The sequence below is a fragment of the Arsenicibacter rosenii genome (assembly GCF_001870735.1).
Classification (GTDB): domain Bacteria; phylum Bacteroidota; class Bacteroidia; order Cytophagales; family Spirosomataceae; genus Arsenicibacter; species Arsenicibacter rosenii.
Genome location: NZ_MORL01000028.1, coordinates 41,351 through 65,332 on the forward strand (window position 1 = coordinate 41,351; position 23,982 = coordinate 65,332).

Sequence of the window (23,982 nt, forward strand, 5' to 3'; positions counted from 1 at the left end):
AGAAAAAAGTAGCTTACAATAGCCATCAAAGGCATTGTAAGCTACTTTACAAAGGATAGAAGCTTGTTACCCCCTTTTAGACGCCTGCTTTTTATCGTCGTTTATAATCTTTTTATTCTTCTTTCCTTCTTTTACACCAACGTGGCCAAACTTATAGCTAAATGACAGATTAAAAGATTGATATACATAAGCATTGTTCCCATCCGAGACATAGGTAGGAGCTTTCGAATGGCCTGTCAGTATAATATATTTTTTAAAAGGATTACCCAGTCTTAGCGTTAGGGCAGCCTTTTTCTGCATAAATTCCTTTTTACCAGTCAGGTTTAAGTACGTATACCCTTTATATCGACTTTGAATATAAAGCCAGCCTGTAGTATAGTACCAGGAGCCTTCTAAGTACCAGTCTTTCGGAAGCTTATATGAGATAACAAGCCCGCCGCTATTGAGCCAGCCACTGTTTCGTTGACTCAATGACGGACTAACCAACGAGTTATAGCTCAGGTCATTATTTACAGTAACCGTAAGGTCTTTAGCAGGTAAGAAAGACAGATACCAACTTCCGCCAAAGCGGGCTTCCTGCCCAATGTTTTGTGGTGTAGACAGAGCTACCCCTTCTGTATTAACTTTTTTCAGCCATTCGATAGCATTATTCGTCTGCCGCCAGTAGAGAGTAGTACTCAGTGAAGTACCCTTATCGTCGTACATACTATACGTTAGTTCCGTAGCATGAGCCAGCTCTGCCTGTAAATCCGGGTTACCCACTGATACATTTTTTGAGTCGCTGTAATTTTTGAACGGATTCAGGTACTCTATTTGCGGGCGGGAGATCCGCTGTGTGTAACTAGCTTCTATCGTATGCTTTTCATTTATTGTTTTTGACAGGTTGACGGTTGGAATCAGGTTATGATAATTTCCTTTAAACTGAGTCTGAACAGATAAATTATCACTGCTGATCTGCGTGTGCTCATAACGGCCCCCAAGCGTTAATGCCCATTGGTTACCGGTTTCTACCCGTAAAGAAAGATAACCTGCTAAAATGCGTTGCCCGTAATTCAACTCAGCCGACCGGTCAGGAGCAATCTGATAATCAGACTCTTTACCTGTCATCGCCTGTTCTACTGTAGAGAGGGTCCCGGTTTTCCGGCTAACTCCCTTAAGTCCGGTTTCCAGCGTAATACTTAATGTATCCTGCCTGATCGGCAACATAAACGGGTCGATATAGTCTGTCTGAAAGGTATACTCATTGTGTTTGATTTTACTCTGGCTTCGTTCCAGATAGTCAGGCACCTCTGCCAATACGGGTGTCTGCACTACGGTATAACCCGGGTTTCCCGGCATACGGCTATACTGAGTAAGCACCGAAAACTCACGTCCGGACTTCTGGTAAGTTCTCATCCAGCTAAGGTTATATTCGGTATTCGCAGTGGGGCTTCTGACCTGAATATTCCGGTTGTACTCCTGTTCGATAGTACCATCCACATTCATCAGCCGACTGAAGAGACTACTGTTAGTTCTTGCTTTTCCCCCGCTGAAGGTCGCAGAAAGATTGATCCGGTTGAGCGAATCAGGATCATAGTCCAGACTTACTACACTATACTCTCCAAAGTCGCTGCTTTTATTGGCGTATGTCTGCTTCAATACATTGACGGGCTGGTCATTTAACAGCGTTGTCCGCGTACCCTCTGATGCGTCAAAGCCTTTCTTTTGATTACCATTCAGCACAACATTCACCCCAAGCTTATCTCCCTGTAAGTTCAGATTGATGCCTACTGAACTATTGAGATTACCACCAGCCAACGTTACCTGCCCGCTTTTTCCGGTAAGTGCTTTTTTAGTAATGATGTTAATCACACCGGCAACGCCTTCCGCATCGTATTTAGCCCCCGGGTTGGTGATCACCTCAACTGATTTTATAATACTGGCCGGCATTTGTTTGATAGCATCGGCCAGGTTACTCGCCATAATCGCCGATGGTTTACCATTCACCAGTACTTTAATACTGCTGCTGCCCCTCATCGTCAGATTACCATCCGGCTCAACCGTTACCATGGGTGTTTTACGAAGTACATCCGCAGCAGTCCCCCCTGATGTGCTGGCATCCCGTTCTGCATTGTAAACAATATGCCCGTTTTTTCGCTCAACCAACGCTTTCTGTCCGACAACCTTAACTTCGCTGAGTAGTTTCGGCTCAGGAATCAGCAGAATCGTACCAACATGTACTGCCGGCTTTTCTGGTGATATCGTCAGTGACACAATCTTTTTTGAACGATACCCTACTAACGTCAGGGCCAGCTGGTAAGTACCGAATACTACATTCTCAATTGTAAACGTACCATCATCTCCGGCAAGAGTACCTGTGATCGTTTTCCCGTCGGCTGTATTCAGCGAAACTGTTACAAACGGTATTGGCTTCGATGTGAGTGAGTCAATAAGCGAGCCGGTAATCCGCCCTTGATTGGTTGACGAGTGTGCTGTATAACAAAATGCACTTATGATAATAAAAAAAATTAACAAAAATCTCATTACAGTATCTTTAAAATCAATCTCTTTGCACTTACCCTGGCATAAGAGATTGTTTTAAGACGCAGTAATGTACGAATTGATACACGCTGTACATAGATTAATGACTTCTTTACCTGATCAGGGGAAAATGAATCTTAATCCCTGACAGGTCATCGACATGTATAGCGATTATTCTACCGGCTTCCTTTGCTATCGTCGTTTGAGATTTTTTTGCTCTGCTTGCTGTTACCGGCATTCATACTGCCAAACTTATAGCTGAACGTAAGCCGGACGGAGCGATTTACAAAATTTGACCAGTTCTGAGAAATGAACGTCGGCGCAAACTGGTCGCCCGTTGTCCGCACTGTCCGGTTGAAGGGGTTATTCAAATTCAGGGTCAGCGTAGCTTTTTTATCCCGGAAATCCTTTTTGGCCGAAACGGAGTAGTAATACCAGCCGGAAGAACGCCCCTGCAATGACACCCAGCCCGAACCATAATAACCCGATGCCTGTATCATCCACTCTTTCGGGAATTTGTAGGAGAAATTAGGACTTGTTCCCCAGATCCACCCCTGGTTGCGCTGATTCAGGGCCGGGCTATAAAGCGAGTTGTAACTCAGGTCGGCATTGAGACTAATATTTACTTTTTTATTCGGCTGAAGGCTGATGTTGAAATTCCCCCCGTAACCGGCACTCCGCCCGATGTTCTGCGGGGTGGTCAGGGCTACCCCCTGCGCATCTACCGTCGACAGCCACTCGATGGAATTATTGGTTTGCCGCCAGAACAGAGCCGCGTTAAACGACGATCCTTCTTTGCCGTACGTGCTGTAGGCGATCTCCGTAGCGTGCGTCAGCTCAGGACTGAGATACGGGTTACCGGTCTGTACGTTTTTAGGATCGCTGTAATTTTTGAACGGATTCAGGTACCAGATCAGCGGACGCGAAATACGCTGGGTATAACTAGCCTTGATGGTATGCTTTTCCTTAAAGGTTTTGGACAGGTTCAGGCTCGGAATCAGGTTGTGATAACTGCTCTTGAACTGCGTTTGTGTCGACACAAAATCGCCGTTGATCTGCGTCTGCTCAAAGCGGGCACCGGCACTGAGTCCCCATTTCTTCTTCGTGTCCATCCGGAACGACGAATAACCCGACAATACGCGCTGGGTATAGGCAAACTCATTCGACCGGTTGGGGTCGAGCGCATAATCCGACTCTTTTCCGGTTGTTGACTGGTCAATGGTGAATGTACTGCTGATATCGCGGTTAATAGCCTTCACGCCCATTTCCCACTTAAAAGTAAGGGTATCATGTTTGGTATACGAGGTAAACGGATGGATATAATCTGTCTGAAACGTGTATTCGTTGTTGCTGCTTACATTTTTGCTCCGCTCCAGATACGTTGGTACTTCCGACAGCCGTGGCGTCTGCACGATGGTATAGTAGTAGTTGTCGGGCATGCGGCTATACTGCGAGAGAACCGAAAACTCACGTCCCGGTTTCTTATAGTTCCGGGTCCAGCCCAGGTTAAATTCCGTATTACCATAGGGATTCCGGAATTGAATATCCCGCTTAAAATCCTGTACGATGGCTCCGTCGACGGTTCTCAGCTGGCTGAACAGGCTACTGTTCATCGGAAAATTACCGCCCCAGGCATTGGCCGATAAACTGATGCGGTTCAGAGAATCCGGATCATAGTCGAGGCTCATCTCGCCGTAGCCTCCCGTCCCGATATTATCCCGCGACGACGACTGTTCGAGTATACTGGTTGGCTTGCCATCTACCAGCGCTGTCCGGCGGCTGTTATTATCGCCGATGTTGCGGTACTGATAGGCATTCATTGACATGGCCAGGCCCAGCTTTTTACCCCGGACATTGATATTGCCGCCTACGGACCGGTTCAGATCACCGCCGGTCAGATTGACCGTTCCGTTTGTGCCTTGCAAAGCCTTTTTGGTAATGATGTTGATTACACCGGCGGCTCCCTCGGCATCGTATTTCGCGCCGGGACTGGTAATGACTTCCACCGACTTAATGATGTTTGCGGGCATCTGCTTAATGGCTTCGGCCGGATTGCGGGCCATAATCGACGACGGTTTGCCGTTAACCAGAATCTTGATATTGCCGCTGCCCCGCATTTTCAGGTTCCCGTCCAGGTCAACGGTCAGCATCGGTACTTTCCGGAGCACGTCGGCCGCTGTCCCGCCCGTTATGGTGGCATCTTTTTCGGCATTAAATACCAACCGGTCGCCTTTATCTTCGACCAGCGCTTTCTGGCCCACAACGTTTACTTCGCTCAGGCTTTTGGTATCAGCAGTGAGCAGAACCGTACCTATATTGACAACAGCCTTATCGGCAGAGAGTGTAACGGCGGGCAGCTTTTTTGAACGATACCCCACAAACGTAAAGGTTAGCTGATAGGTGCCAAACGTAATTTTTTCAATGGAAAATGCCCCTTTTTCGTCGGAAGTAACGCCCGTTACCAGCTTACCGTCGAGGGTTTGCAGGGCAACTGTAGCAAAAGGGACCGGTTTCGTGGAGACAGAGTCAACCAGGGAGCCGGTAATGCGGCCGGTAGTTGTTGATGATGATTGTGCCAGGGCAACAAACGTACTGAATAAGATAAGGGTGGTAAAAAATAACTTCATGGTGGATGTTTAGAGTGTCGTTTGGCGACAAAAATACATTACACTTTCCGCAATTATATCGACTTAAGAATAATTAACACCCTGTTTTTAAGTTACTAATAAAAAAACCGGTAAGTACAGCCTGTAGTTGTCTGCCCCTCACCGGTTCACGCGGGTAATACATAGATAAACACAAATCAATTTGGATGAGAAAAAACAGTTGCTAATACCGGGGTTCTGGGACGCATCCTTTGCCGGATACTTTCCATTTCTTCCGATATTTTATCATGCAACGGCTGATCTCCCGACTGGCTTGCCAATAAGCGGCGACGTGCTGCCTCCAGATACATAGTTACTAACTCAATGCGGTTTTCATCTGATTTAAATGGTCGTTTTCTTTGGGTTCTCGTTCTCATAATTACGTTTCATTTAGTGTCTTCAATACGCATTACATTTTCCGGAACGCATACTTGAGACGTATCTATTTGTTGTTTGGTACACATTGCCTATAAATTATATTTAACCATTATAAGCGCCTGTATAACCACACAACAAAATACAAAGTCTAGTGGTTTAGTATCAAAATATCTTTTCCTTTTGTCTTCGCATAATTCTGCTTTTTCCGACGCCTGAGGCTAGCTGATCCAATTGTTGCTCTTTTTCATTTTAGTTACTAGTTTGTATTATATACAGACAATCGGTTTCATTATCATATAATACAAAACCAAATATAGCATATATTTTACCTCTATGTCACTACTTTTTTCAGAATTAATTCTAAAAAGCGTAACGCTTAAAAACCGGATCGTGGTCTCGCCGATGTGTCAGTATTCGAGCGAAGATGGCTTTGCCAACGACTGGCATCTGGTTCATCTGGGCAGCCGTGCCGTTGGCGGGGCAGGCCTGATCTTTACCGAAGCCACGGCGGTTTCGCCGGAGGGCCGTATTTCGCCCGGGGATCTGGGTATCTGGAAAGACGAACACCTGGACGGGCTCCGGCGTATTACCCGTTTTATTGACAGGCAAGGTGGGGTGGCCGGTATTCAGCTGGCCCATGCCGGCCGTAAAGCCAGCCACCAGATTCCATGGGCAGGAAATGACCTGATTCCGGCGGATCATCCCGACGGATGGGAACGGGTTGCCCCAAGCGCGGTTCCATTCAAAGCGGGCACCGTAGCCCCTACCGAACTGGACGATGCCGGCCTGGCCAAAGTCCGGGCTGATTTTAAAGCCGCTGCTCAGCGCGCAGCCGAAGCCGGCTTCCGGGTTGTTGAAATCCATGCCGCACACGGGTATTTACTCCACGAATTTCTCTCGCCGCTCAGCAACCACCGGACCGACGCCTACGGTGGCAGTTTCGATAACCGCGTCCGGTTGGTGCTGGAAATTGTTGATGCCGTTAAAACGGTATGGCCGGCCGATCTGCCGCTGTTTGTGCGTATTTCCGCTACCGACTGGACCGACGGCGGCTGGACAATTGACGATTCGGTAGCGCTGGCCAAACTCCTGAACGAGAAAGGGGTCGATGTCGTCGATTGTTCAACGGGCGGCAATGTTCCGCAGGCCTCTATTCCGGTTGGTCCGGGCTATCAGGTTGCGTTTGCCGAACGCATCCGGGCCGAGGCCGGTATCGCCACCGGAGCCGTCGGTCTGATTACGTCGCCGGAGCAGGCCGAAGCCATTCTTGCGGGTGGTCAGGCTGATCTGGTGCTGCTGGCCCGCGAGTTCTTACGTAACCCGTATTTTCCGATGCAGGCTGCCCAGACGCTTGGGGCCGGCCATGCCTGGCCGGTGCAGTATATCCGTGGCAAACAACGCTGACCGGCAGCCGGCCGGAAGCGGCAATCGTTTCCGGCCGGGCAACTATCCACATTTTAGTTGATATTTTTTTAAAATTATATAAGGTGGTTTTCTGAAAAAGTTGTCTGATAGTATAGAGTGCTTTTACCGGACTTACTTAGTTTTCAACGGAGGATATGCAACCTGTCAGACCGATCCAATCTTCAGAACAATCCGATTCACTGCCAGCTATGCAGCTGGCAGACAACAGGTTGCCGGATATCCATGAGCCGTTGATGTTCAACGATACAGAACTGTTTATCCGCAAAGCCTTCGAAGAAAATCCGCAGAAAGGGTGCGAGCTGCTTTTCCGGCGGTATCATCAGGCATTATGCAGCCATGCAGTCCGGTTTGTTTACTCCAAAGAAACCGCGGAGGATATTGTCAGTGAGGTTTTCTGTAAATTCTGGAAAACCAGAGCCTATCAAACCGTAACCAGTTCCTACCGCTATTACCTGTTCCGGAGCGTCCGGAACGAAGCCTACAATTACCTTCGTCTCGAATTTCAGCAACTGGACACTCTCGATTCCGCTGACGTCCGCGAAAGCGCCTGCAGCCAGCGGCCCGACCAGATGCTGCAGTTCGAAGAAGTCTTCCATAAGCTCGAAGATCTGGTTGAATCCCTGTCGCCCCAGTGCCGGAAAGTGTTTCTCCTCAACCGGTTTGAAGGCAAAAAATACCAGGAGGTTGCCAACGAACTGGGCATCTCCATCAAAACGGTCGAAGTACACATTGTCAAAGCCCTGAGTATTGTCCGGAAAGGGCTGAAAGACCACTGGCTCACGCTGCTGCTCGTTATTATCCGCCAGCTACCCTCATGAGGCGTTACCTGGTCAGCCATTCCCCGGGGGTTACTACACACATATATGTCGAAAAGAAATGGAATCAGAAGTCAACAAAGAGCTTATATTCAGCCATTTTGAACGAAATACTTCCCCGCTGCAACGGGAGCTTATTGCCAGCTGGCTACAAACGCCGGCTCACGAAGAGCAGTATTATGAATGGCTCGAAGAATGGGAAATGACCCATCCACAGTACCTCGCCCGGACGGAGGAAGCCGTTGCAAAGTTTACCGGGTTCATGGCCAGTAATCAGCATGCCGGTGCGCCCGGCCACGAAACCACTACCGTACCGGTTGTTCGTACATGGCCGGTACGCCAATGGCTGGTGGCGGCCTCGGTCCTTCTGCTGCTTGCACCGTGTGCCTGGCTGCTGCGAAAACCGGTTATGTACCAGACCTATACAACGGCCTACGGCGAAACCCGTCCGATTCAGCTGGCAGACGGCAGCAAGGTCATGCTGAGTGCCAACTCGTCATTACGGGTTCCGCGGTGGGGGTTCGGTGTGCGTACCCGCGAAGTGGAGCTAGCCGGAGAAGCATCTTTTTCTATTGTTCATACGCCGGACGATCAGACGTTTGCGGTTAAAACGGCCAACAACGTTACAGTTGTTGTACTGGGTACTGAATTCTCGGTTTTTGCCCGCAAACGGGGAGCCCGGGTGCAGCTGAACAAAGGCAAGGTACAACTCAACTACCAACAGGGCCGGTCAACCCGCCAGTTGACGATGAAGCCCGGTGATCTGGTCACACTCGACCGGCAGAACCGCATGCAGCTCCGAAACGCCGGTCATTCTCTCCCCGGGATCATCAGCACCGATAAACGGTTTGTGTTCGACGAGACCTCGCTTCAGGAAGTGGCGTATCTACTCGAAGACAACTATGGCCTTGAGGTAACCATCAGCGATCAGGCTCTGGCAGAGCGGGTGTTGATGGGCTCTTTCCGCGCCGACAATGTGGATCAGCTCCTGCAGTCGATCTCCGAACTACTTGACATTACCGTTGTCCGGCAGGGAAACAAAGTCCGTATTTCCGATCAGTAACAGGGAGTATGCTAACCATTTCTATATCATACCGATAGCCGTTCCTTTTTCTCTGATCGCCAGAATAACCGTATTTCCCGATAGACTTTTGGCTAATCATCTGATTATCAAAATATTAAATTTTCCTTGCAAAAGCCTGAACGTCTACTAATCTTTGCCCATTGATTAACAATACCAGCCAGTTAACTGCGCCGGCTGACGGGCTCCGGCCGTGAAACGACAGCCACCGCCCGGGCCGGCAAAACGCTTACCCTTGTTTCTCAACGATCACTTTTTTTATCGTCTGTTTTATGACAAATCCTTTACCGAATGCCGTAACCAAATGTTTACTGGCCACGTCGCTGCTGGTTGGTTTCCGGCCGGGCTGGTCACAGTCAATCGTACTGGCCAATAACGTTCAGCGTAAACAACTGACGACTCCGCATCTCGCGGAACGGCAGTTGAAAGAGGTTCTGCATGAACTCAAAACACAATATGGGGCTGACATTCTCTTTGAACTCCGGACAGTAGAGGGCATTTCGGTTTCTGCGCGCAGACTAAATGCGAAGGCAACGCTCGAAAAAAATCTGGAAAATCTGCTTCACCCCCTTGGTCTGCGTTACAAAAAAGTGAACAGTAACTCGTATCTGATTCTTGCCGATAAGAAACCGCGGAAACTAGCCTCCCTGGAGACCGGCCTGCCGGAAGCATTATCTCTTCAGGAACCTGCTCCGTCAGCAGAAAACACACAGAATTTACTAAACAGCGTAGGCTCTGTTAGTCTGAAAACCGAACTGACAGCCAGCCAGATTACCGGTACGGTGAAAAGCGAAAATGGTGAATCACTACCAGGAATTAACGTAGTCATCAAAGGCACCAGCAAAGGCACCAGCACCGATATCAACGGTAAATATACACTGGATGTACCGGCTAATGCCGTACTGGTATTTTCAGGCATTGGCTTTGTGACACAGGAGATTGTCGCTGGCAACCGCGCCCGCCTGGATGTGATTCTCCTGGCCGATAACAAACTACTGGAGGAAGTCGTGGTAGTCGGTTATGGGACGCAGAAACGGGAGGCGCTGACCAATTCCGTTGCGCAGATTGGCAGCGAAGAGATTGCCCGCCGACCCGTATCAAACGTGCAGCAATCGCTACAGGGACAAATGCCGGGGGTAACCGTCCTGGATCAGGGTGGCGCCCCTGGCCGGTCAAACACGGCCATCCGCGTGCGCGGCGTAACCACCTTCAACATCAATGGTACCAGCCCGGCAGGTAGCAGCAACAGCACCGGTGCCTACGACCTGGGCAAAAACGATGCCCTCGTTATTGTTGATGGTATTGAACAACGCCTGAGCGACATCAATCCTGAAGATATCGAAACCATTTCCATCCTCAAAGATGCAGCCTCCACAGCCATTTACGGATCACGGGCGACCAATGGGGTGGTACTGGTTACGACCAAACGGGCCAAAAGCGGAAAGGTACAGGTCGATTATAACGGCTATTACGCCATTCAGAAATCGATCAATACCCCCCGCATGATGAACATTGAGGATTACATGCGCATGCAGGTTGCCGCCTATACCAACGCCGGAGCCGCCCTGCCTGCCCGCTTTACCGAGTCGTCGATCCAGGCGTATGTGAATGCCACCGACCGCGAAAAATACCCGCTGCCCAACACCTGGTTCCAGACCATGCTGCGTGCTGCCCCACAACAAAACCATACCTTATCGGTAGCCGGCGGAACCGAAACGTTACGCACACGCCTGAGTGTCCGTTTTCAGGATCAGGACGGCATTATTACGCACTACCGCAGCAAAATCGGCGAAATCCGTTTGAATACCGATTATACTGTATCGCGTAAAATCCGGGTAAGCACCGATCTCAACTATCGCTATACCTACTCGCAGGTGCCTGCCATCGACCCGATCAACTTCTTTCTGCACGGATCACTTTGGGCCGTACCGAAATACGCAGATGGCACGTACGGACTTAGCTCACAAGGCAACAACCCGCTGATGTACGCTGAGATCGGAGGCGATTCGAAACGATATACAGATTACCTGGTGGGTTATGTAAAAGGCGAATGGGAGATTCTTGATGGGCTGACCTTCTCCACCCAGCTGGCCGGCCGTGGCTTTTTTACGCAGGAAAAAAACTACGCCAACGCCTATGTCAACACCGATAAAAATACGAACATCACCAAAACAGTAGCCAATAACACGTTAACGGAAGTGCGGAACAACCTCCGGGAGTATACCCTCATCAATCTGTTAACGTATGACAAACAAATCGGGAATCATAACGTCAAAGGATTACTCGGCTATTCGCAGATCGGCAATACCCAGAACTTCCTGAGTGCCTACCGCGAACGCTTCTACAACAACGATATTCAGTCGGTCGGCCAGGGGGCCAACGACGGGACCAAGAGCAACTCCGGAAACGATGCCGTGTTTGGCCTGCGGTCTTACTTTGCCCGGGTCAACTACGATTACAACGGTAAATACCTGTTCGAAGCAAATGGCCGGTATGATGGTTCATCGAAATTTACCGGTGAAAAACAATACAGTGTTTTCCCGTCGTTCTCGGCAGGCTGGCGGCTCTCGAAAGAAAACTTCTGGCAGGGTCTGCAAGCAACGGTTAACGAGCTGAAACTACGCGGTTCGTGGGGTATTACCGGCAACCAGTCAGTCGATCTGTACAGCTATTATGCGGCCTTAACATCGCGGGGCTACAATTTTAACGGGGCGGCGGTGCAAGGCTACCGGCAGACAAGCCTGGCCAATACCAATCTGGGTTGGGAATCAACCACGCAGCTTGACCTGGGGCTGGACGCGGCATTCCTGCGCAACCGCCTGAACCTGACTGTCGACTATTACCGGAAGCTGACCAACGATATCCTGCTGAACCTGGAAATCCCGGCGACGGTCGGGCTGTCGGCCCCGCCGCAGAATGCAGGTTCAGTCGAAAACAAAGGACTCGAAATCAGCCTGAACTATCGCGGCGCCAAAAGTACATCAGGCGTCCAGTATAATCTGGGCGGCAATTTCAGCATTAACACCAATAAGGTGGTTGATCTGAAAGGAACCGGTCCGTACATTACCGGTTCGGATATTGATCCGCGCTACATCATCGCCGTTGGCCTGCCGATCAATACCTTATGGGGCTATAAAACCGATGGTCTCTTCCAGACGCAGTCGGAAATTGACAGCTACAAAGCCACTTACGCCGCCAATACCAAACCCGGCGACGTGAAATACATTGACCTGAACGGCGACGGTAAAATCGACGCCAACGACATGACCAATATCGGTAACTCCTTCCCGAAATACATTTTCGGCTTGAACGCAAACGTCTCTTACCGGAACTTCGAACTGAGTCTGTTGTTCCAGGGAGCGGCCAAAGTAGACACCCGGCTGGCCGGTGCGCTAGCCGAAATGGGTAATCAGGAAGGGTTTACCCATGAGATTTATACCAACAATTACTGGACGCCGCAAAACCCGGATGCACGATTCCCGCTGCCAAGAAAGTTTGACCTGCGGAACGTGGCTACCTCCGACCGGCTGGTGATCGACGCCTCCTATGTTCGGCTGAAAAATATTCAGCTTGCCTATTCACTGCCGGCAGCGATCGCCGGTAAGCTGAAAATGAACCGGATCCGGGCCTATGTGTCAGCCACCAACGTCTTTACTATCTCAAAACTGAACGAATGGAGCCTTGATCCGGAAGTTGGTTCAGGACGCGGCGTATATTATCCGCAAACCGCTCTTTACACCGTTGGCTTAAACCTGGGACTCTAACCCGACTCATCGTCTGAATATAATGAAATCACTACGTTATACGATCAAATATACCTTGCTGGCCCTTTCGGCAGGCCTGGCCCTGAGTGCCTGCGACCGTCAGCTGCTGGACACAGTACCCAACGACCGCCTTTCGGAAAGTGTGTTCTGGAAAACAGACAACGACGCCCGGCTGGCCACCAACTCCCTGTACAGTGACCTCGACAGTACGAACATCTTCAGCTGGGATGCGCTGACCGAGATCGGCCACGTCAACCAGCCGTTTGAGCTGCATGCCTACATTGAGCTGGGCCAGTACGACGCTACCAGCTCGCGGGTATTCGGGGAATGGGCTAAAGCCTACCGGGGTATCCGGGCCTGCAACTATCTGCTCGATAATATTGACAAGATCCAGACAGCCAATACCGCCCTGATCAGTCAGTGCAAAGGCGAAGCACGGGCCTTACGGGCTTATCAGTACCTGAAACTGGCCAGCCTCTACGGCGATGTGCCGCTGGTGACAAAGGCCATTACGCTGGACGAAAGCCGCGCCCTGACCCGCACACCGGTTGCACAGGTATGGGATTTTGTCGACAAGGAACTGTCGGAAGCGGCAGCCCTGTTGCCGGCAACCTACGCCGCCGCCGACAGAGGCCGGTTTACGAAAGGCGCGGCCATCGGCCTGCGCGCACGGGCGAACCTCTATGCCGGCCGCTACCAGCAGGCAGCCGACGCTGCGGATCAGGTCATTAAATCGGGCACTTATGGTCTGTATGATTCGTACGAAAAACTGTTTACCTACGCGGCCGAAAACAATAAGGAGGTATTACTGGACCGTCAGTTCATTAAAGACACCTATCCGGTCAACGTATTCAGCTACATGGGCCCGTATAGCCAGAAAAGTGCCAACAGCACCTTTGTGCCGACCAAAGCACTGGTTGATACCTATGAAACCACTGCCGGTAAACTCATCACAGACCCGGCCAGCGGTTATGACCCCGCGACGCCGTATGTCAACCGTGATCCGCGCCTTAAATTCTCCGTGTATCTGACCGGCGATGTTCTGCCCAGCGGCATCACCTTCCGGCCGGAGCCCAACAGCGGGACCGCCGATGCCGTCGGAAATACCTACATCGCCTCAACGACAGGTTTTAACCTAAAAAAATACATAAACACCGACGACTACGCGAACCCTGCGAACAACGGCATCAATATCATTCTGCTGCGGTATGCCGAGATTCTGCTCACCTATGCCGAAGCGAAAATTGAGTTAAATCAGATTGACGCCAGTGTGATCAGTGCCATCAACAGCGTACGCAACGGCCGGACCGACGTAAAACAACCGGCCATCGGTACCACGGCCTCTCAGGCAGAGCTACGGGCCATTGTCCGCCGCGAACGCACGGTTGAGCTGGCATTTGAAGGACAGCATCTGTTTGACATCCGCCGCTGGAAAACGGCCGAAACCGTGTTGCCGGGACCGGTTTACGGGATTACTTATAAAGGTGCCGACGGCAAACCAGCGACTGTTCAGGTGGTAGGCATCAACCGGGTGTTCGACAAGACACGGCATTACCTCTGGCCGGTACCGCAGCGGGAACGTAACCTGACCCCTTCGCTGTCGCAGAATCCGGGCTGGTAAGTTCCTGCATTGTCCGTGGCTGATCGCAGCCACGGACAACAGCTATTGCGGATTTAAAACCCGCAATCACCTAACTTCGGATTTTAAATCCGGAGCAGCCTGTATCTTATCCCCGAAAACCCAATGAAAACCAGCTTTCGTTTACTCAACGTTATTCTTTTTACCGGCCTGACCATGCTGCTGGCCGCCTATACCCTGCCCGTACCGAAGGCACGGCAACCGAATATTATTTACATCTATGCCGATGATCTGGGCTATGGTGAATTAGGGTGCTACGGCCAGCAAAAGATCCGGACGCCCCATCTGGATCAGCTTGCCCGCGAAGGCATGCGGTTCACACAGCACTATTCCAGCATGCCCGTCTGTGCCCCCGCACGCTGTATGCTCCTGACGGGCAAACACGCCGGCCACGCCTACATCCGGGGTAATTATGAGATGGGCGGTTTTGCCGATTCGCTCGAAGGGGGGCAGATGCCACTTTATCCCGGCGCGTTTACCATTGGCCGGATGTTGCAGCAAAACGGCTATAAAACCGCCTGTATCGGTAAATGGGGTATGGGCATGGCCAACACAACCGGCAACCCCAACGACCAGGGGTTCGATTATTTTTACGGCTACCTCGACCAGAAACAGGCCCATAATCACTACCCGACTCACCTCTGGGAAAACGGGAAGCCGGTAAAGCTCAACAATCCGTTCATCGATGTTCATCAGAAATTAACGCCGGACAAAGCCACCCCCGAAGGCTTTGCCTATTACCGGGGCAACGAGTATGCCATTGACAAAATGGCGGATAAGGCGCAGGCATTTATCCGGCAACAAAAAAGCGGTCCCTTCTTTCTGTACCTGCCTTTTACTGTACCTCATGCTTCGCTTCAGGCGCCTGAAGCAGCTGTTAAGGAATACGCTGACAAATTCGGCGACAAACCGTATCTGGGTCAGCAAGGGTATGCGGCTACGCCTTACCCGCGGGCTACCTATGCCGCCATGATCACGTACATGGATACAAAAGTCGGCCAGATTATGCAGTTGCTGAAAGAGCTTGAACTGGATGACAATACGCTGGTGATGTTTTCGAGCGACAACGGCGCTACCTTTAATGGTGGGGTCGAAGCGGCATTCTTTAATAGCGTCGGCAACCTGCGCGGCCTGAAAATGGATGTATACGAAGGGGGGATCCGCGAGCCGATGATTGCCCGCTGGCCAGGCAAAATCAAGGCCGGCCAGGTAACCGACCATGTGTCGGTGCAATATGACCTGCTGGCTACCCTCGCCGAACTGATCGGGCACAAACAGCCCTTCGCAACCGACGGACTTTCGTTTCTGCCGACGCTGTTCACGCAGCCGGATAAACAGAAAAAACACCCGTTCCTGTACTGGGAATATCCCGAAAAAGGCGGACAGCTCGCGATCCGGATGGGCAACTGGAAAGCGGTTAAAACCAATCTGCGGACCAACCGGAAAGCGCCCTGGGAACTCTATGACCTATCGAATGATGTAAGCGAAACGACCAATGTAGCCGCACAACATCCCGACCTGCTCCGGCAGTTTGACGCCATCGTGGCCCGCGAACATACCCCGACCCATATTAACGAATGGGAACTAATTTCGCCGAAAATCGCACCGGCCAGTGGTAAATAACCCCTTTTCAGGACATTTATAGGTGAGCCCCGCTGCTCAACAGACATTTACATTGCATTTTAACCTTGTACAACCCGCTATGCGTATACTACCACGGCGTTTATCCCATCTGCTGCTAAGCTCCTTTGCCCTGATCGGTCTCGGTTTTTCGGTCAGTGCCTGGATCAGCAAACCGGCTGCCACACCGCCCAACGTGGTCCTGTTTTTTATGGACGACATGGGCTACGGCGACTTGTCGGTTACCGGCGCACTCGGCTATACCACCCCTAACCTCGACCGCATGGCGGCCGAAGGCTCACGGTTTTCCAATTTCCTGGTAGCACAGGCCGTGTGCAGCGCCTCCCGGGCCGCCCTGATGACAGGCTGTTACCCCAACCGGCTGGGGGTGTCAGGCGCTTTCGGACCCAACTCACCGGTGGGCCTTAACCCCAACGAAGAAACACTGGCCGAACTGCTGAAAGAGCGCGGATACACAACCGGCATTTTCGGCAAATGGCACCTCGGCGACCACCAGCAGTTCCTGCCGCTTCAGCAAGGCTTCGACGAATATTACGGTGTCCCCTACTCTCACGATATGTGGCCGCTCCATCCGTGGCAGGCACAGGCCAACTACCCGCCGCTGCACTGGATTGACGGAAATGACAAAAAGGACGAGATAAAAGACCTGAACGATGCCGGTAAAATCACCGCATCCATTACCGAACGGGCACTGGGTTTTATCAGGAAACATAAATCGAAGCCGTTCTTCCTGTACGTGCCGCATCCGCTGCCACACGTTCCGCTAGCGGTTTCTCCCACTTTCAAAGGCAAGACCGCCAAAGGTATATACGGTGACGTCATTACGGAGCTGGACTGGTCGGTCGGTCAGATCATGGGTGAGCTCAAAAAGCAGAATCTGGACAAAAACACGCTGGTGATCTTTATCAGCGATAACGGGCCGTGGCTTAACTACGGCGACCATGCCGGCTCGTCGGGTGGGTTCCGCGAAGGCAAAGGCACTTCGTTTGAAGGCGGTCACCGTGTTCCGTGTCTGGTCCGCTGGCCGGGCGTTGTTCCGGCAGGACGGGTCTGCAACAAGCTCCTGACGACGATGGACATTCTGCCGACGGTAGCCAAAGTCTGCGGGGCCCGCCTGCCCAAAAACCGCATCGATGGGGTCGACTGGCTGGCGCTCCTTAAAGGCGATAATGCCATGACTCCCCGGACGAAATTTTACTATTATTACCGCAAAAACAGCCTGGAGGCCGTCCGGGAGGGCGACTGGAAACTAGTGTTTGCGCATCCGGGCCGGACGTACGAAGGTTTCTTACCCGGGCAGGACGGCAAGCCGGGGCAGACCACCGAAAACCACGCATTTCCGACCGGCCTGTTTGATCTGCGCCGCGACCCGGGCGAGCGTTATGATGTCCGTGAGCAGCATCCGGAAATTGTGGCCCGTCTCGAAAAAGTAGCCGAAGAAGCCCGCGCCGACCTGGGCGATGACCTACAGAAGCGCACCGGCGCCAACGTCCGCGAGCCGGGACGGGTGGCGAAGTAGTCTGCCACAAAGAGCAAAGCAAAAGGAGCACGAAGATCAGTCTTTGTGCTCCTTTTGCTTTGCCTGACTATCTATGCGTTACCTTCTTTTTTTCTTCGTGCCCCTTATTTTCTTACTGCCTTCGTAGTTCGTCATTTCCTGCTAATAAACCATTTTCAGCTGGCCATCAACAAAAAAGCTATAGAATAACATTTACATATATGTCTATTAAAAAAAATCCTTACTACATTCCCGTTAAATTTAGCAAACCCCATCTCATAATCTCTCAGTGCTTACCTTATGAAATCATTTTTTACCTTTCTAATCGGTCTATGCTGTTTGGGACAGCTTGCGTATGGCCAGAGTAATCCGGCATCGCTGATGCAATCATTGCGTTACCTCAAAACCGGTAACAGCCTCCGCGAGGCCCAGCAATACGAAAAAGCAGATGAATACCTGAACCGCGCACTGACGGGTGTCAAAGCCGCAAAACACAATTACTGGACCGCTGCCGTTTACGAAAACCTCGGCCTGCTCGCCCGCGACCGCAATGATATGATGCGGGCTGGTCAATACCTGAATCAGGCCATTGATCTATACCAGGGAGGCGGCTATACGGTAAGTGAGAAAGTACTGCGGCAGATTCTCAGCGGTCTGAAAGAAACCGAAGAACTCTATGGCGGTATCGACATTGGTGCCAAAGGCGTGAAACTGTCGGTGGTTGCGCTGAAATTCTCGACGGATGGCCATGCGCTGTTCCGGATCGTTAAATCCGAAACACGCAATACCGCGCCGATCGAATGTACGCCGGCCGTTTTCGCCGAAACCGCCAAGGCCGTACACATCTTCCTGGACTCGCTCATGACCCGCCGCAAGCTGACGAAAAACCGGATTTTTGTGGTCGGTAGCAGCGGTCTGCAAACAGCCCTGGTGAAAAACAACAAACAGGCCGATCTGGAAAAAGCCCTGCACGACGAACTGGGCAGTACGTGGCCAACCGCCATTCCGTTTATCGACGCCGCCGGGGAGGCCGAACTAACGGTGCGCGGCACCATCCCCCGCCGCGAATGGCTGACAACCGCCACCATCGACATTGGCAGCGGCAACACCAAAGGCGGTTATTTCACGGCCGACAATACGTTTGACTACATCGACTTCCCGGGTACGGTTTCGATGCTGAAAAAAGTCCAGGAAGGCGGCAAACCGGTTGACCAGTCGGCGCAGCAGGTGTATACCGATGAATTGCAGTCGGTGGTGAAGCGTGAGATGGGTCGGAAAGCCGGATTCCAGAACCGCAACCGCATCTACATGATGGGCGGCATCGTCTATGCGCTTGTGACGTATCTGCACCCGCGTGAGATTAATACCCAGCTGGTTAAGTTTACGTATAAAGATGCCGTGAAACTACAGGAAATGGCTATCCAGAACTACGATGCCCTGACCAATCCCGATCTGAGCGGACTGGATAACGAAGAAGCGATGCGGAAGGCCCAGGCCGACATTAAAACAGTGCGGGAAAAAGTCTTTAAACGCGACGAAATTATTGCCGGAGCTACTATGCTACGGGGTGTGCTGGAAGAATGCCGCCGCAGCCGTCCCGAAACCAAAGAATTTATCTTCCCGCGCGGCGGTGTGATTGGCTGGATCTCCGGCTACATCATCCAGTCCATCGAAAAAGAATACCGCGAACAGAAAGCGCAATAGGACTGTGATTAGTATGATTCAATGATTAAGTGATTAACGGCGCAGCGATTGAGTCATTTAGGAAATGACTCAATCACTGCCTTCCGCTGCTCCAGCATTTTATTAGTCAATCCTTCAGCAGTTCAATCACAAAATCACACTAAACAGGACTGTGATTAGTATGATTCAATGATTGAATGATTAGGCGATTGAGTCATTTGCTAAATGACTCAATCACTGCCTTCCGCTGCTCCAGCATTTTATTAGTCAATCCTTCAGCAGTTCAATCACAAAATCACACTAATCACAAAATCATAGTAATCATAGTAATCATAGTAATCATAGTTTGCACTGTTCCTTAAATGACTTGTGGTTGGTTTGGGCAAGGCGGTACAGGCTGGCGTAATGCTGGATAGTTTTGGCCGGCACCGTTATGTTGAATGTTTCCTGTAACCGCTCGCATTCGTCGGAAATCGGATTACTGGTATCCTGCGGAAAATCGTGGATATAGAGCGTTAAAGGCCGGTTATGCCCTGCAATCTGAACCGGTACGGCTTCAATTTTGGCGTTATAATTCATCTGTAGCCACTGCGACTGCGACGACGAAATCGTTTCGCGGGTGTAATAGGTCATCAGCCGGAAATAAGCCGGTGCATATCCCGTTTGAAAAGCGTACCGGTAAAAGCGTTCGGCATTGCCCCAACTCTTACCGCTCGATTTATGTTCGTACAGGTACCCAAGCGCATAATACAGTAAGCCCGCCTGGCTGTTGCCCGCCCGCAACGAATCGATTAACCGTTTGCTTTCCTGTTCCGGCTTTGCCAGATCCACTTCCAGATTAGTGAGCACTGCCTGCCGCATCCAGCTATTCAGGCTATCCAGCTGATTTTTCTGAATAGCAGCCAATGCCATCGCTGAGTAATTAACGGTTGTGGCCTTTGGTTTGGCAGTCGGGACTGGCGTTGGCGTTGGTTCTACAACAGTTGGTTTAGTCTCTACCACCGGCGGCGGTGTTGGCTTCGCTTCGGCAACGGCCGGTTTAGTCTCTACCACCGGTGGCGGCGTTGGCTTCGCTTCGGCAACGGCTGGTTTAGTTTCTACCACCGGTGGTGGCGTTGGCTTCGCTTCGGCAACGGCCGGTTTGGGTTCTACCACCGGTGGCGGCGTTGGCTTCGCTTCGGCAACGGCCGGTTTAGTCTCTACCACCGGTGCCGGCGTTGGCTTCGCTTCAGCAACGGCCGGTTTAGTCTCTACCACCGGTGGCGGTGTTGGCTTCGCTTCGGCAACGGCCGGTTTGGGTTCTACCACCGGCGGTGGTGTTGGCGTGGTGGCTACTGCTGGTTTGGGTTCGGTGGCAGCCGGTTTAGCGCCCCCTCCCTGATTCGCTGTCTTGTAAAAATTCAGGAACGAAACGCCCCGCTGAGCGGCCAGAGAATATAATTGGTTGAAACTGACAATTACTTCCGGCGACGGCGTTACATTCCGCACCTCTTTCAGCCGCCGGACTTCATCGGCCAGCGGGTTGGCAGGATCGGCAGGCTGGTCTTCCGCAAACAGGTTCACCAGTACTTTCTGGCCATCTGCCTGCCGGGCCTCTACCGAAAACCGCTTCCGGCCAACGTTCAGGTTCTTACGCAGCCGCTCTGCTTCGGCCGCCGGATTATCAATCCGTAAACGACCGGACTCGTAGAGCGAAATAAGCTTGTAGGTAGCCGCCGAATCGTTCAGCTGCGCCGCGTAATTATACCACCGCTTCGCCTCCGAAAGCTTTGCCGGTCCACCGTAGCCTTTTTCGTTCAGATAGCCGAGGGCATAATAAAAAAAGGCATCATCCGATTCGCTGACTGTCACCTGAAACTGCTTGCGGACTTCCTTATACTGGTGTCTGCGCACCATCGGTATCTGCTCTACCTTCTGGTCGAATTTTCGTACCAGGCTATCGTTCAATGCGCTCAGACTCTGTTTTTGCGAGGGTAATGAGTCCCGGAAAATCCGGTTAATAACGGCTGTCCCTTTACCGGATACAACCGATGATTTAACAGTTTTCTGAGCGGTCAGCGTGCGCGGGGCATTTACGGGAGAATATATCACCCCGGGAAACGAAAACGTAAGTAAAAGCAGCCTAGAGACGGTATAGTACATGATGTTATGATGATTTGCAGAGATAGCCAAACTTAATAATGTTTGGCCTATTTGCGTAATTTCCTGACCACAACCATATACTATTTTTACAACTTCTGCACAACCTGTCTTTATTAACGTAATCAATCTGCCAGTCAGGTTATATAGCATCACTACCCACCGGCTGCCAGTCAAAATTTTCCCGCAAAATTTCTATTCATTTTTCATTGTTATTTTTTTATTCTACATTTGTAGAAACAATTCTATATCTGTAGAATGAAGCTATCGACAACCGAAGAAGTACTGATGAATCACCTGTGGACCCTGGAGAAAGCATTTATGAAGGATCTGCTGGATGCCTATGATCCGCCGAAGCCGGCCGCCACCACCCTGGCGACGCTGCTGAAACGCATGACCGACAAAGGCTTTGTGGCCTACCGCGAATTCGGCAACTCGCGGGAGTACTACCCGGTCATTGCCCGCGAGGCTTATTTCGCGAAACACGTAAACGGACTGATCCGGAATTTCTTCAATAACTCAGCGGCTCAGTTCGCTTCGTTCTTTACCAAAGAAACGGACATGAGTGCGAAGGAGCTTGAAGAATTGCGCGCGTTGATTGACCAACAGATCGAAAAGAAAAAAGGATGACTCCCTACCTGATCACCTCCACGCTGTGCATGGCTGCACTCTGGGTTTTCTACAAACTATTGCTTGAGAAAGAAGACTTCCACCGGTTCAAGCGGGTTTACCTGTTGGGTACCTTGGCCGCCGGTTTTATCGCGCCATGCCTTGAACTCCGATTGCCGGCCACACTGCCCGTAGCCGACGCTCTGCCCATAGACCGGATGCCGATTCCGGCGGAGATCGCGCCGTTTGTGCTCCGGTCAGCGGGGGCCGCGTCTCCTGCCACACCCGCGCCGTTTGACTGGCAGCCCGTTTGGTGGAGCCTCTACGGACTGGTGACCGGGCTGCTGCTCTTCCGCTTCGGCCATAACCTCTACCGGCTGATCCGCAGTACCCGCCTGCATCCGACGGTTGCCACCCCGGACGCCACGCTGGTACTCGTACCGGGCCTGCCACTGCCCTATACCTTTCTGCACTACATTTTTATCAGTCAGGAAGGGTATCGGGGTATGCAGATCGAACGCGAGCTACTGACCCACGAACTGGCTCATGTCCGGCAGCGGCACACCCTAGACCGGCTGCTGCTTGAGCTGGTAATCTGCTTTGGCTGGTTCAATCCGGTAGTGTATTTCCTCCGCCGGTCCATTGAACTCAACCATGAGTTTCTGGCCGACGAACGGGTAAACCACACCTATCAGGACATTCCGCAGTATCAGCACCTGTTGCTGAGTAAACTAACCGTTCAGCCGCCCCTTGCCCTGACGAGTCATTTCATAGTCCAAACCACAAAACAACGATTTATCATGATGCGTACACACACAGGTTCCCTAAAGAAAACGGCCCTGATCAGCACCGCCCTGCTGGCCTTTGCCGGTACACTTTTCCTCGGCAGCAGCACCACCACGGCCCAGACGCCGAAAACCGGACAAAAATCGCCGCCAAAAGTCGTAACCGCCACCAGCCCCGCCACCACTACAAAGCCACAGGAAGTGATTTCGTTAAGCGAGCTTAATCTGAAAAAAGGACGCTATTATTCGGCGATAAGACCTAAGAACAGCCCGCACATTGCTCTAACTTACGATCAGTTAACCGAAGAAGAAAAGGACTTGATTAAAACTGCTGATCCGCAGCCTTATGAATTACGGAAAACCCCCACACCGGAACAGTTTGAAGACTGGAAAAACCCGAAGAAATTCGGTATCTGGCTGGACGGCAAGCACATCAAAAACAGTGAGCTGAATAAGTATAAACCCGAAGACATCGTTGCGTTTTCGGGCAGTTATGTCCATAAAAACGCCCGACAGCCGCAAGGCTATATCTATCAGTTTGACATCATGACGGAAGCCGCTTACCAGAAATACCTGAAAGACTGGAAAGATAGTCCGTACCTCACTATCGAAAAAAAATGATGCAGACAGAACGGGGCCGGTAAATTCCGATCCCGTTTCGGTTAATACAGTGTTTTGCCCATTGCAGGCCGCATGACGGTGTCGTATTCACAGGCATCCACATTGCCTTTTGTGTGGGCCTGCATGATGGTGCCGATGCTGGGCAGGTCGCCCTTTTTCAGGAATGTATCCGGATTCCAGACATCGGCCCGCAGCAGCGCACGGGCACACTGCATAAAGGCTTCTTCTACCGTAATCACCAGCACTGTCCGGGGCTTTTTGCCTTCGTATTCAAACCGGTTAAGCAGCTCAGGCTGCGTACTGATCACCGCTTTCCCGTTCACGCGGAACGTTTCAAACAGGCCGGGAAAGAAGAACAGCAGACCGACAGCCGGGTTCTGCACAATATTTTTCAGGCTGTCCAGCCGGTTATTACCCCGCCGGTCGGGCAGCAGAATTGTCTTTTCGTCCAGTACGTCTGCGAAACCCGGATAATCACCGCGTGGCGAGCAATCGACACCGTTCGGGCCGGTGGTGGCCAGCATCATCAGCGGCGACGCCGCAATCAGTTGACGGCCATAGGCATCCAGATAGTCCAGTTGCTTCAGGATTACCCGTTCTGTCGGGGTATCATACAGGCTCGTCAGCGCCTCAAGCGACTGAACGAGATAAGGGTCAGGCGTTTCCATAACAGACAAACGTTGTTAGACAAAGGTACAAAATACCGCTCAGCGCCCCTACATATCGCCTGGCATTCCGG

Annotated in this window: 15 protein-coding genes; 10 read left to right on the forward strand and 5 right to left on the reverse strand. The window is 51.4% G+C overall.

Annotation, left to right across the window (positions count from 1 at the left end; all coding sequences use genetic code 11):
• Positions 1-66: 66 nt before the first annotated feature.
• The 3 genes from BLX24_RS26525 to BLX24_RS32305 all read right to left on the reverse strand — a co-directional run bounded on the left by BLX24_RS26525 (position 67) and on the right by BLX24_RS32305 (position 5,542).
• Positions 67-2,523: a TonB-dependent receptor gene (locus BLX24_RS26525; protein ID WP_071506257.1), complete on the reverse strand. Its 2,457-nt coding sequence runs from the start codon at positions 2,521-2,523 to the stop codon at positions 67-69.
• Between the two features lie 173 nt (positions 2,524-2,696).
• The gene (locus BLX24_RS26530) at positions 2,697-5,147 is read right to left on the reverse strand and encodes an outer membrane beta-barrel family protein (RefSeq protein ID WP_071506258.1); all 2,451 of its coding nucleotides are present in this window, start codon (positions 5,145-5,147) and stop codon (positions 2,697-2,699) included.
• 176 nt (positions 5,148-5,323) lie between these two features.
• Positions 5,324-5,542 carry a hypothetical protein gene (locus BLX24_RS32305; RefSeq protein WP_143092822.1) on the reverse strand — a complete coding sequence of 73 codons (219 nt, stop codon included), beginning with the start codon at positions 5,540-5,542 and terminating at the stop codon, positions 5,324-5,326.
• Positions 5,543-5,876: 334 nt separating this feature from the next.
• Between BLX24_RS32305 and namA the strand changes: the two genes are divergently transcribed.
• From namA to BLX24_RS26570, 8 genes are all read left to right on the forward strand, one after another.
• Positions 5,877-6,947, forward strand: a complete 1,071-nt coding sequence (gene namA, locus BLX24_RS26535) for an NADPH dehydrogenase NamA (protein WP_083422200.1) — start codon at positions 5,877-5,879, stop codon at positions 6,945-6,947.
• Positions 6,948-7,156: 209 nt separating this feature from the next.
• The gene (locus BLX24_RS26540) at positions 7,157-7,786 is read left to right on the forward strand and encodes an RNA polymerase sigma-70 factor (RefSeq protein WP_071506259.1); all 630 of its coding nucleotides are present in this window, start codon (positions 7,157-7,159) and stop codon (positions 7,784-7,786) included.
• A 58-nt stretch (positions 7,787-7,844) separates the two neighbouring features.
• Positions 7,845-8,846 carry a FecR family protein gene (locus tag BLX24_RS26545; RefSeq protein WP_071506260.1) on the forward strand — a complete coding sequence of 334 codons (1,002 nt, stop codon included), beginning with the start codon at positions 7,845-7,847 and terminating at the stop codon, positions 8,844-8,846.
• A gap of 290 nt (positions 8,847-9,136) precedes the next feature.
• Positions 9,137-12,628 (forward strand): SusC/RagA family TonB-linked outer membrane protein, encoded by a 3,492-nt coding sequence (locus BLX24_RS26550; protein WP_071506261.1) that lies wholly within the window; start codon positions 9,137-9,139, stop codon positions 12,626-12,628.
• Between the two features lie 22 nt (positions 12,629-12,650).
• Positions 12,651-14,249: a RagB/SusD family nutrient uptake outer membrane protein gene (locus BLX24_RS26555; protein WP_071506262.1), complete on the forward strand. Its 1,599-nt coding sequence runs from the start codon at positions 12,651-12,653 to the stop codon at positions 14,247-14,249.
• 123 nt (positions 14,250-14,372) lie between these two features.
• Entirely contained in the window at positions 14,373-15,890 is a 1,518-nt protein-coding gene (locus tag BLX24_RS26560) for an arylsulfatase (protein ID WP_083422202.1), read from the forward strand.
• A gap of 79 nt (positions 15,891-15,969) precedes the next feature.
• On the forward strand, positions 15,970-17,427 hold the full coding sequence (locus tag BLX24_RS26565; protein WP_071506263.1) for a sulfatase family protein: 1,458 nt from the start codon (positions 15,970-15,972) through the stop codon (positions 17,425-17,427).
• A gap of 318 nt (positions 17,428-17,745) precedes the next feature.
• Positions 17,746-19,110: a tetratricopeptide repeat protein gene (locus BLX24_RS26570; protein WP_177225931.1), complete on the forward strand. Its 1,365-nt coding sequence runs from the start codon at positions 17,746-17,748 to the stop codon at positions 19,108-19,110.
• A 318-nt stretch (positions 19,111-19,428) separates the two neighbouring features.
• Here BLX24_RS26570 and BLX24_RS26575 read toward each other — a convergent pair whose 3' ends face one another.
• On the reverse strand, positions 19,429-21,231 hold the full coding sequence (locus BLX24_RS26575) for a DUF2610 domain-containing protein (RefSeq protein WP_071506265.1): 1,803 nt from the start codon (positions 21,229-21,231) through the stop codon (positions 19,429-19,431).
• A gap of 255 nt (positions 21,232-21,486) precedes the next feature.
• Here BLX24_RS26575 and BLX24_RS26580 point away from each other — a divergent pair, with 255 nt between their 5' ends.
• Complete coding sequence (locus tag BLX24_RS26580) at positions 21,487-21,858, forward strand: BlaI/MecI/CopY family transcriptional regulator (protein ID WP_071506266.1); 372 nt, start codon at positions 21,487-21,489, stop codon at positions 21,856-21,858.
• A gap of 29 nt (positions 21,859-21,887) precedes the next feature.
• The gene (locus tag BLX24_RS26585; protein ID WP_177225932.1) at positions 21,888-23,243 is read left to right on the forward strand and encodes a M56 family metallopeptidase; all 1,356 of its coding nucleotides are present in this window, start codon (positions 21,888-21,890) and stop codon (positions 23,241-23,243) included.
• Between the two features lie 41 nt (positions 23,244-23,284).
• Here the strand turns inward: BLX24_RS26585 and BLX24_RS26590 are convergent, their stop codons facing one another.
• A complete protein-coding gene (locus BLX24_RS26590) occupies positions 23,285-23,911 on the reverse strand; it encodes a pyridoxamine 5'-phosphate oxidase family protein (protein ID WP_071506268.1) in 627 nt (208 codons plus the stop codon).
• Positions 23,912-23,982: the final 71 nt, after the last annotated feature.

What these genes read in the sequence shown, in the direction of transcription:
- BLX24_RS32305 (WP_143092822.1), bottom strand. Translation starts at nt 5,542, where the DNA reads ATGAGAACGAGAACCCAAAGAAAACGACCATTTAAATCAGATGAAAAC.
- BLX24_RS26560 (WP_083422202.1), top strand. Translation starts at nt 14,373, where the DNA reads ATGAAAACCAGCTTTCGTTTACTCAACGTTATTCTTTTTACCGGCCTG.
- BLX24_RS26580 (WP_071506266.1), top strand. Translation starts at nt 21,487, where the DNA reads ATGAAGCTATCGACAACCGAAGAAGTACTGATGAATCACCTGTGGACC.
- BLX24_RS26575 (WP_071506265.1), bottom strand. Translation starts at nt 21,231, where the DNA reads ATGTACTATACCGTCTCTAGGCTGCTTTTACTTACGTTTTCGTTTCCC.
- BLX24_RS26540 (WP_071506259.1), top strand. Translation starts at nt 7,157, where the DNA reads ATGCAGCTGGCAGACAACAGGTTGCCGGATATCCATGAGCCGTTGATG.
- BLX24_RS26550 (WP_071506261.1), top strand. Translation starts at nt 9,137, where the DNA reads ATGACAAATCCTTTACCGAATGCCGTAACCAAATGTTTACTGGCCACG.
- BLX24_RS26525 (WP_071506257.1), bottom strand. Translation starts at nt 2,523, where the DNA reads ATGAGATTTTTGTTAATTTTTTTTATTATCATAAGTGCATTTTGTTAT.
- BLX24_RS26565 (WP_071506263.1), top strand. Translation starts at nt 15,970, where the DNA reads ATGCGTATACTACCACGGCGTTTATCCCATCTGCTGCTAAGCTCCTTT.
- BLX24_RS26530 (WP_071506258.1), bottom strand. Translation starts at nt 5,147, where the DNA reads ATGAAGTTATTTTTTACCACCCTTATCTTATTCAGTACGTTTGTTGCC.
- BLX24_RS26590 (WP_071506268.1), bottom strand. Translation starts at nt 23,911, where the DNA reads ATGGAAACGCCTGACCCTTATCTCGTTCAGTCGCTTGAGGCGCTGACG.
- BLX24_RS26555 (WP_071506262.1), top strand. Translation starts at nt 12,651, where the DNA reads ATGAAATCACTACGTTATACGATCAAATATACCTTGCTGGCCCTTTCG.
- namA (WP_083422200.1), top strand. Translation starts at nt 5,877, where the DNA reads ATGTCACTACTTTTTTCAGAATTAATTCTAAAAAGCGTAACGCTTAAA.
- BLX24_RS26545 (WP_071506260.1), top strand. Translation starts at nt 7,845, where the DNA reads ATGGAATCAGAAGTCAACAAAGAGCTTATATTCAGCCATTTTGAACGA.
- BLX24_RS26585 (WP_177225932.1), top strand. Translation starts at nt 21,888, where the DNA reads ATGGCTGCACTCTGGGTTTTCTACAAACTATTGCTTGAGAAAGAAGAC.